Origin of the sequence: Micromonospora inaquosa (assembly GCF_003857055.1) — a bacterium.
Classification (GTDB): domain Bacteria; phylum Actinomycetota; class Actinomycetes; order Mycobacteriales; family Micromonosporaceae; genus Micromonospora; species Micromonospora inaquosa.
Genome location: NZ_QGSZ01000268.1, coordinates 23,382 through 39,715 on the forward strand (window position 1 = coordinate 23,382; position 16,334 = coordinate 39,715).

Consider the following 16,334-nt stretch of genomic DNA (forward strand, 5'->3'; position numbering starts at 1 on the left):
GTGGATCGGGTACGGCTACCAGGTCGTCAGACCGAGGCCGATCGTCTTGGTCAGCGTGGCGTTGTCGTCGTCACCGTCGAGCGACCAGATCATGGCCCCGGCCAGGCCGGCCCGTCGGATGTAGAGCGTCTTCTGCAACACGACCGCCGGGTCGTCGTACGTCCACAGCGTCGTACCGTCGAACAGCCAGGCGTGCCCGGCGCGCAGGTCGCGGTGCACGGTGTAGCCGTTGCCGGCCAGGGTCTTGAGCAACTTGTAGTCCTCGTAGCCGGCTTCGAAGGTGGCCGGCGCGGGCCCGGTGGCCGGCTGGAACAGGCCGTTGCCGCCGCCGGTGATGCCGGTCCAGCCGCGACCGTAGTACGGGATGCCGAGCACCAGCTTGTCGCGCGGCGCGCCACGGGCGATCCACCCGTCGATGGCCACCTCGACGGAGAAGTCCGGGTTGTCCGGGGCGCCCGCCGGGACGCGAAGCGCGGACTGCTGGTTGGCCCGTGCGTCCCAGCCGCCGTGGAAGTCGTATCCCTGCACGGTGGCGAAGTCCAGGTACTTGAAGATCTTGCGGCCCTCGTAGCCAGCGTCCATGGTGGCCGGGCTGGCCGGCAGGAACGCGGTCAGCGGGTGGTGCGACCGGGTCGTGCGCCCGTACGCGTCGAGTTGCCGGCGGAACTCGGCGAGCAGTTTGGTGAAGTTCTCCCGGTCCTCCGGGCGGATGACGTTGCCGGGCTCACCCTCCCAGTTGGGCCACTCCCAGTCGAGGTCGATGCCGTCGAAGACGCCGGCCGCGGCACCCGGGGTGCTGCCCGGGATGTTGCCCCTGAGGTAGAGGTCGATGCAGGACGTGACGAACGCCTTGCGGGAGGCGTCGGTGCGGGCCGCGTTCGAGAAGTACGTCGACCAGCTCCAGCCGCCCAGCGAGATGAGCACCTCCAGTTTGGGGTGCTTGGCCTTGAGCTTGGCGAGCTGGTTGAAGTTGCCGTTGAGCGCCTGACCCGGGGCGTCCGCGACACCGTCGACGCTCTCCTCGGCGGGGACGGGCCGCTGGTAGTCGGCCCAGGCGTCGCCCTCGCCCGGCCCACCATCCAGGTAGCACCGCCCGTCCTCGCTGACGTTGCCGAAGGCGTAGTTGAGGTGGGTGAGGCGGCTCGCCGCCCCGGAGGTTTCGAGTTTCTTGACCGGGAAGGCCCGGCCGTAGATGCCCCACTGGGTGAAGTAGCCGACCCGGTGGTAGCCGGTGCGGCGCTGGTGGTTGTCACCGGCGCTGGCTGCGGTGGGCGGAGCGGCGGTGACCAGCAGGGTCGCCAGGGCGACGACGGCGGTGAGACGGCGGTGACGGAATGGTCGCATCGGCACACTCCCACGAGACATCAAACAGAATTAGTAAAGAGAGTTATCTGATTGATGAAGTTAAGCCGCTCACGGTCCGGGGTCAAGGGCCGTCCGTCCGCATGGGGGATTGTGACGTCGTTACCGGGTGGTAACGATGTTGTGCCATGGACTCCGCCGTGACTCTGATCGGACTGCCCATCGCCCTCGGCATCATCATGCTCGGTCTGGGTCTCGGACTGACCATGGCGGATTTCCGCCGGGTGGCCCACCATCCACGAGCTGCCGTCATCGCCCTGGTGTGCCAGGTGCTGGTGCTGCCGGCGCTCTGCTTCTGCCTCGTCCTCGCCTTCGACCTCGCACCCGAGCTGGCCGTCGGCATGATGCTGCTGGCCGCATCGCCGGGCGGCACCACGGCCAACCTCTACAGCCACCTGTTCGGCGGGCACGTGGCCCTGAACATCACCCTGACCGCCATCAACTCGGTGCTCGCCGTGTTCACCCTGCCGACCCTGGTCAACCTGTCGGCGGCGTACTTCCTGCCCGACGGCAGAAGCATCGGCCTTCAGTTCGACAAGGTGCTCCAGGTCTTCGCCATCGTGCTCGTCCCGGTCGCGATCGGCATGCTCATCCGGGCGCGGGTGCCGCAGCTCGCCGAGCGACTGAACCGCCCGGTCCGGATCCTCTCCGTCGTCGTGCTCGTCGCGGTGATCGCCGGCGCGGTGCTCGGCGAGCGGGAGAACATCGCCGACTACTTCGTCTCGGTCGGCCTGGCCGTGCTCGCCTTCAACCTGCTCAGCCTCGCCATCGGGTACGGGGTGCCGCGCCTCGCCGGTGTCGACCGGAGCGCCGCGACGGCCGCCGGGTTCGAGATCGGCATCCACAACAGCACACTGGCCATCACCATCGCGCTCAGCCCGGCGCTGCTCGACAGCACCCAGATGGCGATCCCGGGCGCCGTCTACGGCATCGTCATGTTCTTCACCGCGGCGGCCTTCGGCTACCTGGTGACCCGCGTCGGCGCCCGGTCCACCACCGCCCTGACGCCCTGACGGCTGGTGCCCCTGTCGCCCCGACGGCAGCCGTCAGGGCGACAGGTCGGGCGGCAACGGTCAGCCGACCTGGTTGTTGTCCTTCTGCGCGCCCCAACCGTGCCAGCGGTCGATCTCGATCAGGGCACTGACCCGGGCACGTTCCCGGCGTGGGTACGCGTTGCCCGTGTAATGCTTCGACAGCCGGTCGATGTCCGCGAGACCCTCGTCGGGGCGCAGCTCGGTGACGTGCCCGATGATGCTGACGTGGGTGTACCAGCCAGCCTCGTCGAGCACGGTGAGAGACACCCGGGGGTCGTTGCGGACATGCTCCAGCCGGCGGCGGCTCTCGTCCATGTTCACCAGAATCCGGCCGTCCTCCCACAGGTACCACGTGGCGGCGGAGACCGGCTGGCCACCGTTGCGCAGGGTGGTCATGACGGCGGGGTTCGGCTTCTGGAGCATGGCGACCGCGGCCTCGGGGAGCGGTGGCTTGGACATGAAGTCTCCTCGTCGCGACAACGTTTACCCCTGCACGTTACGCACCCGTCCGCCCCGATCATGGTGCTACCGGTACATCGCGCGGTCAGCCGAGCCAGCGGCCGTCACGCATGACGACGCGTCCCTTCAGCTCGTTCGCCTCCCGCCAGGCCTGGATGCGCTGCGGTCGGATCAGAAAGTACTGGAGCCCGCCGTCGCGACCCAGAGGTCGATGTCGCTCTCCAGTCTGACGCGAGTGTCCCGAAGCCTCTGGTCAAGCCCACGCGGCGGAACGTCCGTCATGCTTCCTCCAGTCACTTCGCGGCCGCCAGCGATGAGGCTTCCCAGGCGAACCCGTCCGGGTCGGTGAAATGCCCGCCGTCGCCGCCGATCGTGAGTCGGTGCGACCCGGTGCCGGCGGGGGCGACGCCGACGTCCTTGGCGAGGGCACGACGTCGGTACAACGCCAGCTTCACGGGGCTGGACCCAGCAACGAACTCGACGTACATGCGGCCGAAGCTCTTCGCCACGGCAAGGCCGCGCTCCACGTAGAACCGCTTGCTCGCCGCCACGTCCGCGACTCCGAGCAGGAGCACGATCTCGTCGATCTGCCGGGTAGCCGGGCCGCTGTCCTTCTTCGCCGAGGTCGCGATCTTCCAGATCGTCCCGTCCGGGGCTTGCACGACACCGCCGTAGCCCCAGAGCGACTTCGCGGCAGGCTTCAGCGACGTGGCACCGGCGTCCAGGGCGGTGCCGATGAGGCCGTTGACGGTGGCCGGCTGGGACACCGTGAGCGCCAGCGTGAACCCACGGAAGCCGCTCGTCGGTGCGTCCGAGGCCCGCAGGCGAATCTGCTTGTCCAGACCGAAGGCGGCGGTGTAGAAGCGCTGGGTGGCCGCGGGGTCGGCCACGTCGAGGGTGACGGATGCGAGGGATGTCATGGCGATTACGCTATTTGCGACCGGGCGACCGGCGCTTCTTGATTCCTGACCGGTCTCGTCAGCGGTCCCGAACGGCGCACATTCGAGGACCGGGACGGCTCAGCGAAGCTCTTGGATACGGACCAGGTTGCCGGCGGGATCGCGGAAGGCGCAGTCGCGGATGCCGTACGGCTGTTCGGTCGGCTCCTGGACGACCTCGGCGTCGCCGGCCTGCACCTTCTCGAAGGTGGTGTCGAGGTCCCGCGTGGCCAGCAGGATCCAGCCGTAGGTGCCCTTGGCCATCATCTCGGTGATGGTGCGGCGCTCGTTCTCGGTGGCCCCGGGGCCCGCGGCCGGCGGCGCCAGGAGGATGGACGTGCCGGGCTGGTCGGCGGGGCCGACCGTTATCCAACGCATCGTGCCCTGACCGACGTCGCTACGGACCTCGAAGCCGAGGGTGTCGCGGTAGAAGGCCAGGGAGGCGTCCGGGTCGGTGTGCGGCAGGGAGCACGTGTGAATTGTGATGTCCATGTCGATCATGCTAGGGGTAACGCCGTACCCGCGTGTGGGTCACCGTCTGCCCCCGGCGAAGATGTGGTCATGACCAACTCCGCACTGCCCAGGCGTGTCGTCGTCACCGGCGCCACCGGCAAGCTCGGCCGTGCCGTGGTCGCCCACCTGCGCACCGTGGGCGTCGACGTGCTGGCGGTGGACCGCGCCGGGGGCCGCGACCCACGCGACGTGAACGGCGAGTTCCTGCTGGCCGACCTGACCGACTACGGGCAGGTGGTGGAGGCGTTCACCGGGGGCGCCGACGAGCACGCGGGCGGCGTCGACGCGGTCGTGCACCTGGCGGCGGTGCCGGCACCCGGGCTGATGTCGAACGCGACCACCTTCGCCAACAACTCCGCCGCGACGTACAACGTGTTCGCCGCGGCCCGGGCGGCCGGAATCAAGCGGGTCGTGTGGGCGTCGAGCGAGACGGTGCTCGGGCTGCCGTTCGACACCCCGCCGCCGTACGCGCCGGTCGACGAGGAGTACGCGCCACGGCCCGAGTCGACGTACTCGTTGAACAAGGTCCTGGAAGAGGAGATGGCCCGGCACTTCTGCCGGTGGGACCCGGAGCTGGTCATGGTGGGGTTGCGCTTCTCCAACGTGATGGACGTCGAGGACTACGCGCCGTTCCCCTCCTTCGACGCCGACCCGCAGCTGCGCCGGTGGAACCTGTGGGGCTACATCGACGCCCGCGACGGGGCCCAGGCGGTCGAGCGCGCCCTCGCGCACGACCAGCCCGGTGCCGACGTCTTCGTCATCGCCAACGCCGACACCGTCATGAGCAGGTCCAGCGCCAGCCTGATGGCCGAGGTCTACCCGGGCGTCGAGATCCGTAAGGAGCTGGGGGAGCACGAGACGCTGCTCAGCATCGACAAGGCCCGTCGGGTGCTGGGATACGAGCCGCAGCACTCCTGGCGGGACCACGTCGACGTGCTGTAGGTCAGCGCGCCGCCTGGTAGGCGCGGCCGACGGCGGTCGCGGTGCCGCCGGCACGGAACAGGCCGGTCTGGTCCTTGTCGGTGGCGGGCAGGCCGAACCACGCGTACCGCTGTAGCCAGGACAGGCCACCCAGCATCCGGGTCGCCGCGGTGAGGAACGCGGCCTGCTGCGCCTGGGTGGGGAAGCGGACGCCGTTGGAGAAGTCGATCAGGGCGAACTCGGTGAGCCAGATCGGCAGCCGGTAGCGGTCGTGCACGGCCTGGAGGTACGACTTGAGCTGGTTGACCGCGTTGGCGGTGGTGAAGTCACCGCCGTACCAGTGCAGGGCGATGAAGTCGACGCGGTAGCCGCGCTGTTTCGCCCCGGCCATGAACCGGTCGAGCCATTCGCCCGGTCGGTCGCCGCCCCAGGCCACCGCCGGGCTGCCCAACGGAAGGCCGGTGGCCTGCAACTGCGGCCACAGCTCCAACGCCTGCTCGACGGTCATCTCCGCCTGGCCCTTCAGGTCCGGCTCGTTGAACCCGAGCAGGTGGCGGCCGTTCTTCCTGGCCTGTTGCAGGTTGCCGGCGGTGACGCTCTTCGCACCCCAGATCATCGGGACGAACTCGGCGCCCTTCGGGCTGGTGACGCCCGAGTGGGCCATGTCCCAGGTGTAGTACCAACTCGCCCCGGAGATGGCCAGCGCCTGGCTGACGCCGTCGAAGGTCCACACCCCGACGCCCTTGCGCTTCGAGGTCGCCGCCGGGGCCGCCGGGGCGACCGGACGCCCGGTTGTCGGCGTCACCGTCGGCGTCGGCGTCGGGGTCGCCCCCGCCGGGCTCGCCGTGGGGGTGGGCGTGGTCGGGCTGGGTGCGCGGGGCTGCGGGCTCGCGGGCGGCGGCGCGTCGAGCGCCTGCGTCGCCGCCGGAGCGGGCGTCGGCCCGGTCGGCTGCACCACGACGATCACACCGGTCACCAGTACGGCGACCACGGCGGCCACGAGGAGCGGCCACAGCAGCTGCCGCGCGCCGAGCGGAAGACTGCCGAGCATCCCGCGTCGGGGTTCGGCGTGGACGCCCCGGTTTCCCCTCGCGGCGTCCGCTTCACCCTGGCCGGTTGCGCGCATCGTCTCGACTCCCTCACGTGGTCGTGCCGCTGTCTGCTGCAGACGATGACGAAAGATCGCCACCAGCCTCCCCTCAGGAGACTGGCCGGCCGGACCGGGATAACGATTTCCGCGGCTGGTGTTGGCCGTCGGTCAGCATCCGATCTCCTCCAGCCGCCCGTCGCGAGCAGGGCTGAACCTTCTCGTCAGCGTCAAGGCAAGGGCTGGGCGAGGCGCGGTAGCTGGCGGAAATCAGCGGCGCAGGGTCGCCGATGGCGACTCGCCGAACCGGCTCCGATAGTCGGCCGAGAACCGACCGAGGTGCACGAAGCCGTGCTCCAGGGCGACCGTCGTCACGGAGGCCCCCGGCGCGGCCGAGCGGAGCGTGCGGTGCGCCGCGTCGAGCCGGCACGCCCGCAGGTACGCGGTCGGGGTGGTCTGCAGCTCGCGGCGGAAACAGTCCTGCAACGTTCGTACGCTCACCCGCAGCGCCTCGGCGACGTCACCGACGGTCAGCGCCTCGCCGTGGTGTTCGGAGATCAGGGCGCAGGCCCGGCGGACGATGCGCCCGGGGTGGGCGTGCTGGTCCGGCTCGGCGAGCAGGTGGGAGTGGCTGTGCCGGTGGGCCAGCAACAGCTTGCCGATGAGCCCCTGTTCGAAACGGGCGGCGACCTGCGGGTGGTCGAACAGGGACGCGTCCGCCGGCTGCGACAGCTCGGCGGCGAGGAACGCCACCCCGCGCGCCCACGCCTGTGCGGTCGGCGTGGTCATGAGCATGCCGACGTCCAGGCGGACCGGGTCGTCGACCGGGCGGCCCAGCAGGCGGGCGAGTTCGCGGTCGACGGCGCGTCGGTCGGCGTAGAAGATCCGGTGGGGAGAGCCCTCGGACCACCGCATGTCCGAGGAGTCGTACGGGGACAGGACCGACGCGACGTCGGCGGTCGAGGTCACGGTCTGACCGGCGTGCCGGACCAGCGTGCTACCGGCGCTGGGGATCTGGACGAGGTAGAAGGTCTCCAGCGCGGGCGGCTGAATGCGGACCGCCTGCCCGTAGTCGAGGTCGATGACCCCCACCCCGCCCGCCCGGCGAGCCGCCATCCGCAGTCGCACGCTGTGCACGCCCGACTGCGGTGTGAGCCGGTGTGGACAGAAGACCCGGCCCACCTCGGCGCGAGCCCGGTCGACGTCGTCCGTCCGGACCGTCACCGCATCCATCCGACACCTCCCGGGCGTCCCGTCGCGCTGACCGTAAGGCGTGAGCGGGCCGAGTCATCCCCGAAAGCCGTCGACCCGACAGGAAAAGGGTTTCGCCGCGTACCGCGGACAACGCCCGCGTCGTGCGGATAGCGACCAACCAGGCCTGCTCGCTAGCGTGCGAGCACCGCGGGCGGTCGGTGTCGGCGCGGTTCTCGGCACGGGTTCACGTCGTTTGGAGGAGACCATGAGAATTGCTGTCGTCGGTGCCGGATTCGCCGGTGTGAGCGCAGCGAAGGTGCTGCGGCAGAGCGGATTCGACGTCACAGTGTTCGAACGGGCGCCCGACGTCGGTGGGGTGTGGAGTCGTACCCGTCGTTACCCTGGCCTGCACACCCAGAACAACAAGGGCACCTACCACCTCTCCGACCTGCCGATGCCCGCCGACTACCCGCAGTGGCCGTCCGGCGAGCAGGTTCAGCGGTACCTGGAGACGTACGTGGAGAGGTTCGGGCTGGGCAGCGCGCTGCGCCTGTCCACGGAGGTCGCCTCCGCCGAACTCGTCAACGACGAGACGGGTTGGCTGGTCGCGTCACGGCCGGCGGGCGCCCAGGACCCGTTGACGGTGGAACGGTACGACCACCTGATCGTCGCCAACGGCATCTTCTCCGACCCCCTCGTCCCGTCCTTCGACGGGCACGCGAGCTTCGCCGCCGCCGGCGGGCGCGTACTGGCGACCGGGGAGTTCCACGACATCGAGGCGGCCCGAGGTAAGAACGTCCTCGTGGTCGGGTACGGCAAGTCGTCCTGCGACGTGGCGGTCCCGGTGAGCGAGGTCGCCGCCCAGACCCACGTGGTGGCTCGTGAGCTGCTCTGGAAGATGCCCCGCAAGCTCGGTGGTGCGCTCAACTACAAGTACCTGCTGCTCACCCGGATGGGTGAGGCCCTCTTCCGCTACCTGCGCCTGAAGGGTTTCGAGCGGTTCCTGCACGGCCCGGGGAACGGCCTGCGCCAGAGCATGGTCAACAGCGTCGGCTCGGTCGCGACCCGACAGTTCAACCTGCGCGAGTTGGGCCTCGTGCCCAACGGCAACTTCGAGGACATCGCCCGTAGCACTGTCAGTCTCGGCACGGAGGGCTTCTTCGAGCGGGTCACCGACGGCCGCATCGCCGTGCACCGGGATCAGGTGATCACCGAGTTGCTGGTCGACGGTGGCCGGCCCGCCGCCCGCCTGGCCGACGGCACGGTGCTCCCGGCCGACCTGGTGATCTGTGGCACCGGCTTCCGCCAGCACGTGCCCTTCTTCGACGACGCCTTGCACGCCCGACTCCAGGACGATGCCGGCAACTTCATGCTCTACCGGCAGATCCTGCCGATCGGCGTGCCGCGGCTGACGTTCGCCGGCTACAACTCGTCGTTCTTCAGCTCGCTCAGCGCGGAGATGGCGGCGGTCTGGACGGCCGCGTACCTGCGAGGCGGGATCACCCTGCCAGCCGAGGCCCGGATGCGCGACGAGGTGTGCTCCCGGCTGGCCTGGATGACGGCGCGCACCAACGGGCGGCACGCTCGTGGCACCAACATCATCCCGTTCTCGATGCACAACATCGACGAGGTGCTCGACGAGCTGGGGCTCAACCTCGGCCCGCTGACCCGGGCCCGGCAGTGGCTGCTTCCCGTCGACCCGAGCTCGTACCGCAGGGTGACGGCAGAGATGATCCGGCGTACCGCCGACCCGGTATCCGCCATCAGCGGTGACGGCCCGATAAAGGCGGATAAAGTGCGCAGATAGGGGATCAGACGGGACCGGTCGATGAGGAGGCCCGGGGACGATGGCAACGAAACGGGGTCAGCACCGTGGTGCGCTCGTGCCAGCGGCCCTGGCCGGCTGAGCGGTCCCGCCGTCCGTGCTGAGGCGCGCCGAGTTCTTCCGTGGGCTCGGGGACAGCAAGAGCCCACCCTCGGCGACCGTCCTGGAACTGCTGTTCGACATCGTCTACGTCTTCGCGCTCGCCCGCCTCGCCGGGCGGGTCGCGGACGACCTGACCATCGTCCGGCACACGCTGCTCTCCGAGGCGGGCCAGACCGTCCTGTTCTTCACGGCGATGTGGATGATCTGGTCGCTCACCGCCCTGCTGGCGAGCACCTACGACCCCCGGCGCCCCGATCTGCAGGTCATCCTGCTGGCGACGATGTTCGGCACGCTGGTGCTGGCGGTCACGTTGCCGCAGGCCTTCGGCCAACGCGGCGTCGTCTTCGCCTGCGCCTACGTCGTCATCCAGGTCGGCCGGCCGCTGTTCCTGTCGTTCGCCCTGCGCGGCCACCGGGTGCACGTGTTCGCGCTCCGGGTGCTGACCTGGCACCTGGCCACCGGTGTGCTCTGGATCAGTGGCGGCATCAGTGGCGGTCTCGGTCGAGGCATCTTCTGGACCATCGCGCTCGCCATCGAGGTGATCGGCGCCGCCACCACCTACCCCCTGCCCCGCATGGGCCCGAGACAGATCGACCGCCTGGGGGTCACCGTCTCGCAGGAGCATCTCGCCGAGCGGTACAACCAGTTCTTCATGATCGCTCTTGCCGAGGTGGTGCTCGAATCCGGCGCCGCGGTCAGCTTCCCGGGCTTCACGACCGAGGGAACCGTCACCCTCGTCGCCTCGTTCGTGACGGTCGTCTCGTTCTGGCGGATGTACTTCTACCACGTCAGGTCCGGCCATGCGGCGAGCCCGAGCGGGGAGGGGATCCAGCTGTCGCGGTGGGCGAGCTACAGCCTGCTGTTGATCGTCGGCGGCATCATCTGCACCGCGGCCGGCTTCGGGCAGGTCATCGAGGATCCGCACCCGCCGATCGACTGGGCTCTGGTGGCCATCATCTTCGGCGGCCCGGTGCTGTTCCTGATCGGGCGGACCACCCTGGAGCAGGCGAGCCGATCCGCACCGCGATGTCGGGTGCTCTATCTCGGCGCGGTGGCACTGGCGGTGGCGGCCCCGGTGATGGTGCTGCTTCCACCGGTCGTGGTGGCGGCCGTCGCGGCGCTGATCCTGGCCGCCATCACCGTGTTCGACAGACGGGCCCACCGGCGTGGGTCGGAGTCCAACCCGACGCTGTGACGATCCGTTGCGGGCCGGCGGCCACTGCGCGTATCCTCGTCGGGCACGCCGTCGAGCTGGAAGGAGGTCAGAACAATGTCCGATGTTCTGCGCCCCCTCCGCGCTCCGGCGTCCGCGCGGATTTGACCCGGGGCGCTCGCTTCCCGGAGGACCAACCCATGACTGACCTGGTCATTCGCCCGCTCGTCGCGGGCGAGGAAAAGCTGTTCGACTCCATGCCCGATCCGCTGCCCCAACTGCGTCAGGTCGGGTACGCCGACGGGGTCGCCGGCGGCGGCTACCGGCCCGAGACCACCTGGGTCGCGCTGCGCGCCGGGCGGTTGGTGGGCCGGGCCGCCTGGCTCCTTCCACCGGGCGCCGTCGGTGCCCCCTGGCTGGACCGGTTCGATCTGATCGCCGAGCCGGAGGTGGGCGCCGAGCTGCTGCGCGCCGCCCACGAGACGCTGGGCGGCCCCGGCCTGTACTACGCCGCGCTACCGGCGCACTGGCGGCGCCGGCCCGAGGTGCTGGCCGTGGTGCGGGCGCCCATGGCGGCCGCCCGGCTGGCCGGGCTGGTCGAGCGGGGGGAGCGGATCCGGTACTCCTGGACGGGCACCCCCCTGCCGGCGTCCTCCGGGCGGTACGACTTCCGGCCGCCCGTCGACGTGGCGGAGATCAACGCACTGGTCGCCAGGATCGCCGAGCCGGACGTGCTGACCGGCGTCGAGATCGCGCGGGTGGTCGGCGGCGTCGACCTCGCCACCGACCCGCTGGCCTGGTTGGGCGACAACATCGAGGAATGGCGCGTCGCCCTGGCGGCCGGCGACCCGGTCGGGCTGGTCGGCACAGCCGGCCAAGCCTGCTACCCCCTGCTCGCCTACCTCGGCCTCCTCGACGAGGCGGCCCGGCCCGAGTTGCTGGCCGAGGCGGTCCGGGTGCTGGCCGCCGGCGGTGCCCGGGAGGTCATCGCCGATGTGGAATCCCACCGGGTGGCGGTGCTGGCGGAGTTGGAGCGGACCGGCTTTCGGCAGTTGCGCTCCAGGGTCGCCTTCGCGCCACCGAACAGTCAGGAATAGGTGACCGGGTGCGCCCGGTCACCCGGGCGCACCCCCTCAGCCAGCGCCGACCCCGGCCGGTGTCAGCATCTGACCATGCCGGAGATCATCGCGCTTCTCGTCGGCGGGTTTTCGCTGGTCGTGACGGCGGTCGCCGGGCTCTATCTCTGGCCTCTGGGCCGCCGTGGGCTACCTGTCGCGCCGGCCCGACCGCTCGACTTCGACACGGCCACCCGTGCCGCCGAGGCCACCATCGCCGCCGAGGCCGCCGATCCGCAGATCCGGCCGGAGTCGCGCAGCCGCCTGCTGAGCCACGGCTCCCGCACCGGCAGGGCCGTGCTGCTGCTGCACGGATACACCCTCGCGCCCGAGCAGTACGCGGGGCTGGCCGAAAAGTTCTTCGACAGTGGGTACAACGTCTGGATTCCCCGGGCTCCCCAGCACGGCACCGTCGACCGGCGGGCCCACCACCGGGTCGAGGCCGGTGAGCTGACGACGTACGCCGCGCAGGGGTGGGCCGTCGCGGCGGCCCTGGGAGACGAGGTCGGCGTCGTCGGGATCTCCGGCGGTGCCGTGCTGGCCACCTGGCTGGCACAGGTGCCCGGCAACGTCGTACGGCATCTGTTGTTGCTGTCGCCGTTCTTCGGCCCGAACCCGCGACAGGCGCCGGCCTACGCGGTCAAACCGCTCATCGTCCTGTACGGGCGTCGCGTCCTGCGCGACCGCGTCACGTCGCGCGGCTATTCCCTCGCCGCCGTCACCCAGTACCTGACGATCGCCCGTAGCCTGCCGAAACCATCCCGGAGGACCGGCCTGCGGACCGCCGCGGTCGCGATCAGCCCGCTCGACGGCGTGGTGGACCTCCGGGCAGCGGTCGACGTGCCGCGCCGGATCGCCGACGCGAACGCGGTCCCGCTGCGGGTGTGCACCCTGCCAGCGGCGTTGGGCGTCGAACACAACACCCTCAACCTCGCCGCCCTCGGCGCTGACGGCGACGAGTGGCGCCGGCGGTACGTCGCGCTCTACGAGGGTGAGCCGGCGCCGTTGAACACCGCAGGGGCGTAGCCGGCGGGCTTGTCGCCGACGCCGAGGCCGGGGCTCACCACCCAGGACTGGTACTGCGGGGTGAACATGCCGTAGAGCAGCGGGACCCTCGGGGCGCTCGCCTCGTCGAGCCGGCGGCGGGCGTCGGCCGGGATCTCGAAGTCGAGCGCACCGAGGTTGCTGGTGAGCTGTTCGGGGCTGCTCGCCCCGATGACCACCGACCCGACGGCGGGCTGGGTGGCCACCCAGTTGATCGCCACCTGCGCCATGCTGCGCCCGAGATCGGCGGCCACGCTCTCCAACGCCTCGATCACCTGCCAGTCGCTCGGGCTGATCTCCCGACCCGCTGCGTCGGGGTTCGTCAGGCGGCCGGTCCCGGTCATGCCCTCGCCGGTCCGCCGGTACTTGCCGCTGAGCAGCCCTCCACCGATCGGGCTCCAGGCGGTGAGCCCCATGCCCAGGGTCTGGGCCATCGTCACGTGCTCCGCCTCGATGTCCCGGGCGACCAGCGAGTACGGCAGTTGCACATTGATCATCGGGGTCAGCCCGTGCGCCTCGGCGTAGCTCTGCGCCCGAGCCGCGTACCAGGCCGGTACGTCGGACAACCCGGCGTACCGGATCTTGCCGGAGCGCACCAGGTCGTCGAGGGTGTGCACGACCTCCTCGACCGGGGTGATCCGGTCCCAGGTGTGCAGCAGGTACAGGTCGATGTAGTCGGTGCCGAGCCGGCGCAGCGACGCCTCCAGGGCCCGCATGATGTGCTTGCGACCGTTGCCGCTGGCGTTCGGGTCGGACGGGTCGACGGTGTTGGTGGCCTTGCTGGTGAGCACGAGTCGCTCGCGTACACCGGCCCGGTCGATCAGGCGGCCGAGGATCTTCTCGCTCTCGCCTGCGGTGTAGAAGTCCGCCGTGTCGATGAAGTTCCCGCCCGACTCCAGGTACTGCCGGAAGATCGGCTCGGCCTCATCCTCGGTCTTGCCGTACGCGGCGTGGAACCCGTCGACGCCGAAGTTCATGGTGCCCAGCGCCAGCCGGCTCACCCGTAGACCGGACCGTCCGAGCAGGTAGTAGTGGTTCATCGTGGTGTCCTCCCGATAGTGGTGTCGGCCCGCTGCGGACCGCGCGTTCCAGACCTTTGCTCGGCAAAAATGGACCTGCAAGTCCAAAAATCGAGGTAGGGTCGGACCCCGCAGGTCCCGACCAGGAGGTCCCATGACACGGGCGTTGACCCGCAAGGGCGAGGCGACCCGAGCGCGGATCGTCGCCGGCGCGGCGGCCGAGATCCGTGAGCGCGGCGTCGACGAGGTGCGCCTCGAGGATGTGATGGCCCGCACCGGCACCAGCAAGGGCCAGCTTTTCCACTACTTCCCCGACGGGAAGGATGGTCTGCTGCTCGCGGTGGCCCAGCACGAGGCGGACCAGGTGCTCATCGACCAGGAGCCGATGCTCAGCAACCTGACGTCCTGGCCGGCCTGGCTCGCCTGGCGCGACCGACTGATCGAGCGATACCTCGCGCAGGGGGTGAAGTGCCCCCTCAACGGTCTGCTCGGCCAGACCGGCCGACGGGCGCCCGGCGCGCAGGCGATTGTGACCGGGCTCATGTGGCGCTGGCAGAAGGCGATCACCGACGGCATCCGACACATGCAGTCGACCGGCGACATCGCCGCGGACGTTGACGCCGACCGGGCCGCCGCGGCACTGCTCGCCGGTATCCAGGGCGGTGTGCTGCTGCTGCTCTCCACCGGAAAGATCGACCACCTCGAAGCCGTCCTCGACCTCACCATCGACTCGCTGCGCGCAGGTGCCCGGACGGGCGGGAGCTGAGCCGACCCCAGCGACGGCCGGGTATCCTTGCGCCCGAGTTGCCGGAGATCGGAGCAGGCGTGGCAGGTGACGACGACATCTCCGGGTGAGCACCCGGACCGGCCGCCGACGGGCGCGTGATCGCGCCACCGTCGTCGCGGCCCTCGTCGTCGTGCCCTGCTCCCGCCGGGGTGCCCGTGTGCGCCCCGGATCGTCGTTCTCCGAGGTTCCCCATGTCTGTTCGACCTGCTCTGATCGCCCATGACCTCGTGCGGGTCCGCGGCGACCGCCGGGTGCTCGACGGCGTCTCCCTGACCGCCACACCCGGCCACCGGATCGGCCTGATCGGTGAGAACGGCACCGGCAAGACGACCCTGCTGCGGGTCCTGGCCGGCGTCGACGTAGCCGACTCCGGCATCGTCATCCGCCCGCCGGACGTCGGCTTCCTGCACCAGGAGATGCCCTTCCAGCCATCCACGACCGTCGCCGCGGTCCTCGACGACGCGCTGCGCGAGGCCCGTGCCGACCTCGCCGAGCTGGACCGGATCGGCGTCGCGCTCGCCGATTCGCCGCAGGGCACCGAGCAGCACGACCGGCTGCTGGCCGCGTACGGCGAGGTTCTGGAGCGGGCCCAGGACCGCGACGCGTGGGACGCCGACCGTCGTGCCCGGACGGTCCTCGACGGCCTCGGCCTCGGCGGGCTGCCGCACGACCGGACGTTGGGCGTCATCTCCGGCGGGCAACGTGGCCGCCTCGCCCTCGCCGCGATGCTGATCCGCCGGCCGGCCGCGCTGCTGCTCGACGAGCCCACCAACCACCTCGACGACGCGGCGGCGGCGTTCTGCGAGGACCAGCTCACTGCCATGCCCGGCGTGGTCGTGGTGGCCAGTCACGATCGGGCCTTCCTCGACGCGGTCTGCACCGATCTCATCGACCTCGATCCGGCGGTAGACGGGCCGGTCCGCTTCGGCGGCGGCTACACCGCGTACCTGACGGCGAAGCGCGCCGAGGCGCAACGGTGGCGTCGGCGCTACGACGACGAGCAGGCGCTCCTCGCCGATCTGCGCGAGGCCGCCGCCGTGAGCGGGCACCAGGTCGCGCACGGCCGCGGCCCGCGCGACAGCGAAAAGATGGGGTACGGGCACACCGCCGGCCGCGTCCAGAACCAGATCTCCCGTCGCGTCCGCGACGCCACCCGTCGACTGGAGACAATCGAGCGCGACCCCGTTCCGGTGCCGTCGGAGCCGTTGCGTTTCCACGCGCCCGTGCTCGCCGTCGGCGACGGTGACGAGGTCGTCGTCACGGCGGATCGACTGGAGGTGCCCGGCCGACTCCGGGTGGCGCAACTGGAGATCAGGAGCCGTGACCGGCTGCTGGTGACCGGCCCCAACGGGGCGGGCAAGTCGACGCTGCTCGCCGTGCTCGCCGGCCACCCGACCAGTGCCGGAGCGCTCTGGCGACGACCGGGTCTGCGGGTCGGCCTGCTCGCCCAGGACAGCGTCTTCGCGGACGCTCGGCGGACGGCCCGGCAGGTCTTCGCCGCTGCCGTCGGGCCGGGGCGGGCCGAGGTCGTACCGCTGTCGTCGCTCGGCCTGCTCGCCCCGGCGGACCTCGACCGCCCGGTGGCCGAACTGTCGGTCGGCCAGCGCCGCAGGCTCGCCCTCGCAGTGCTCGTCGCCGACCCGCCGGAACTGCTGTTGCTCGACGAACCCACCAACCACCTCTCGCCGACGCTCTGTGACGAGATGGAGGACGCCCTGGGCTCCGGCCCGGGTGCCGTCGTCGTCGCCAGCCACGACCGCAGACTCCGCTCCCGCTGGCAG

The 16,334-nt window shown here is 70.7% G+C and carries 15 protein-coding genes; 8 read left to right on the top strand and 7 right to left on the bottom strand.

Translation table 11 applies throughout. The features are described from left to right. Positions 1–15: 15 nt before the first annotated feature. A complete protein-coding gene (locus DLJ59_RS24305; protein WP_124774922.1) occupies positions 16–1,344 on the bottom strand; it encodes a glycoside hydrolase family 18 protein in 1,329 nt (442 codons plus the stop codon). A 146-nt stretch (positions 1,345–1,490) separates the two neighbouring features. On the opposite strand from DLJ59_RS24305, the gene DLJ59_RS24310 reads away from it, so the two are divergent. Beyond that, the gene (locus DLJ59_RS24310; RefSeq protein WP_124774923.1) at positions 1,491–2,375 is read left to right on the top strand and encodes a bile acid:sodium symporter family protein; all 885 of its coding nucleotides are present in this window, start codon (positions 1,491–1,493) and stop codon (positions 2,373–2,375) included. Positions 2,376–2,435: 60 nt separating this feature from the next. On the opposite strand, the gene DLJ59_RS24315 is transcribed toward DLJ59_RS24310, so the two are convergent. The 3 genes from DLJ59_RS24315 to DLJ59_RS24330 form a co-directional block, all read right to left on the bottom strand. Further along, positions 2,436–2,855 carry a PPOX class F420-dependent oxidoreductase gene (locus tag DLJ59_RS24315; protein ID WP_030337921.1) on the bottom strand — a complete coding sequence of 140 codons (420 nt, stop codon included), beginning with the start codon at positions 2,853–2,855 and terminating at the stop codon, positions 2,436–2,438. 293 nt (positions 2,856–3,148) lie between these two features. After that, positions 3,149–3,775, bottom strand: coding sequence for a VOC family protein (locus DLJ59_RS24325; protein ID WP_124774924.1), 627 nt, complete (start codon positions 3,773–3,775; stop codon positions 3,149–3,151). A 99-nt stretch (positions 3,776–3,874) separates the two neighbouring features. Continuing rightward, entirely contained in the window at positions 3,875–4,285 is a 411-nt protein-coding gene (locus DLJ59_RS24330; protein ID WP_124774925.1) for a VOC family protein, read from the bottom strand. A gap of 69 nt (positions 4,286–4,354) precedes the next feature. On the opposite strand from DLJ59_RS24330, the gene DLJ59_RS24335 reads away from it, so the two are divergent. Further along, positions 4,355–5,248, top strand: coding sequence for an NAD-dependent epimerase/dehydratase family protein (locus DLJ59_RS24335; protein WP_124774926.1), 894 nt, complete (start codon positions 4,355–4,357; stop codon positions 5,246–5,248). Between the two features lies 1 nt (position 5,249). Here the strand turns inward: DLJ59_RS24335 and DLJ59_RS24340 are convergent, their stop codons facing one another. Both DLJ59_RS24340 and DLJ59_RS24345 read right to left on the bottom strand, forming a co-directional pair. Next, complete coding sequence (locus DLJ59_RS24340) at positions 5,250–6,353, bottom strand: glycoside hydrolase family protein (protein ID WP_124774927.1); 1,104 nt, start codon at positions 6,351–6,353, stop codon at positions 5,250–5,252. A gap of 231 nt (positions 6,354–6,584) precedes the next feature. Continuing rightward, the gene (locus DLJ59_RS24345) at positions 6,585–7,547 is read right to left on the bottom strand and encodes an AraC family transcriptional regulator (RefSeq protein WP_124774928.1); all 963 of its coding nucleotides are present in this window, start codon (positions 7,545–7,547) and stop codon (positions 6,585–6,587) included. Between the two features lie 226 nt (positions 7,548–7,773). On the opposite strand from DLJ59_RS24345, the gene DLJ59_RS24350 reads away from it, so the two are divergent. From DLJ59_RS24350 to DLJ59_RS24365, 4 genes are all read left to right on the top strand, one after another. Beyond that, positions 7,774–9,315 carry a flavin-containing monooxygenase gene (locus tag DLJ59_RS24350; RefSeq protein WP_124774929.1) on the top strand — a complete coding sequence of 514 codons (1,542 nt, stop codon included), beginning with the start codon at positions 7,774–7,776 and terminating at the stop codon, positions 9,313–9,315. A 115-nt stretch (positions 9,316–9,430) separates the two neighbouring features. Beyond that, complete coding sequence (locus tag DLJ59_RS24355; protein ID WP_124774930.1) at positions 9,431–10,630, top strand: low temperature requirement protein A; 1,200 nt, start codon at positions 9,431–9,433, stop codon at positions 10,628–10,630. 158 nt (positions 10,631–10,788) lie between these two features. Continuing rightward, on the top strand, positions 10,789–11,685 hold the full coding sequence (locus DLJ59_RS24360; RefSeq protein ID WP_124774931.1) for an acetyltransferase: 897 nt from the start codon (positions 10,789–10,791) through the stop codon (positions 11,683–11,685). A gap of 75 nt (positions 11,686–11,760) precedes the next feature. After that, entirely contained in the window at positions 11,761–12,729 is a 969-nt protein-coding gene (locus DLJ59_RS24365) for an alpha/beta fold hydrolase (RefSeq protein ID WP_124774932.1), read from the top strand. Here the strand turns inward: DLJ59_RS24365 and DLJ59_RS24370 are convergent. Then, on the bottom strand, positions 12,687–13,787 hold the full coding sequence (locus DLJ59_RS24370; RefSeq protein ID WP_124774933.1) for an aldo/keto reductase: 1,101 nt from the start codon (positions 13,785–13,787) through the stop codon (positions 12,687–12,689). The genes DLJ59_RS24365 and DLJ59_RS24370 overlap by 43 nt on opposite strands. 133 nt (positions 13,788–13,920) lie before the next feature. Between DLJ59_RS24370 and DLJ59_RS24375 the strand changes: the two genes are divergently transcribed. Continuing rightward, on the top strand, positions 13,921–14,532 hold the full coding sequence (locus DLJ59_RS24375; RefSeq protein WP_124774934.1) for a TetR/AcrR family transcriptional regulator: 612 nt from the start codon (positions 13,921–13,923) through the stop codon (positions 14,530–14,532). Positions 14,533–14,744: 212 nt separating this feature from the next. Continuing rightward, positions 14,745–16,334, top strand: a 1,590-nt coding sequence (locus tag DLJ59_RS24380; RefSeq protein ID WP_148096966.1) for an ABC-F family ATP-binding cassette domain-containing protein, incomplete at its 3' end; no start/stop codon positions are given.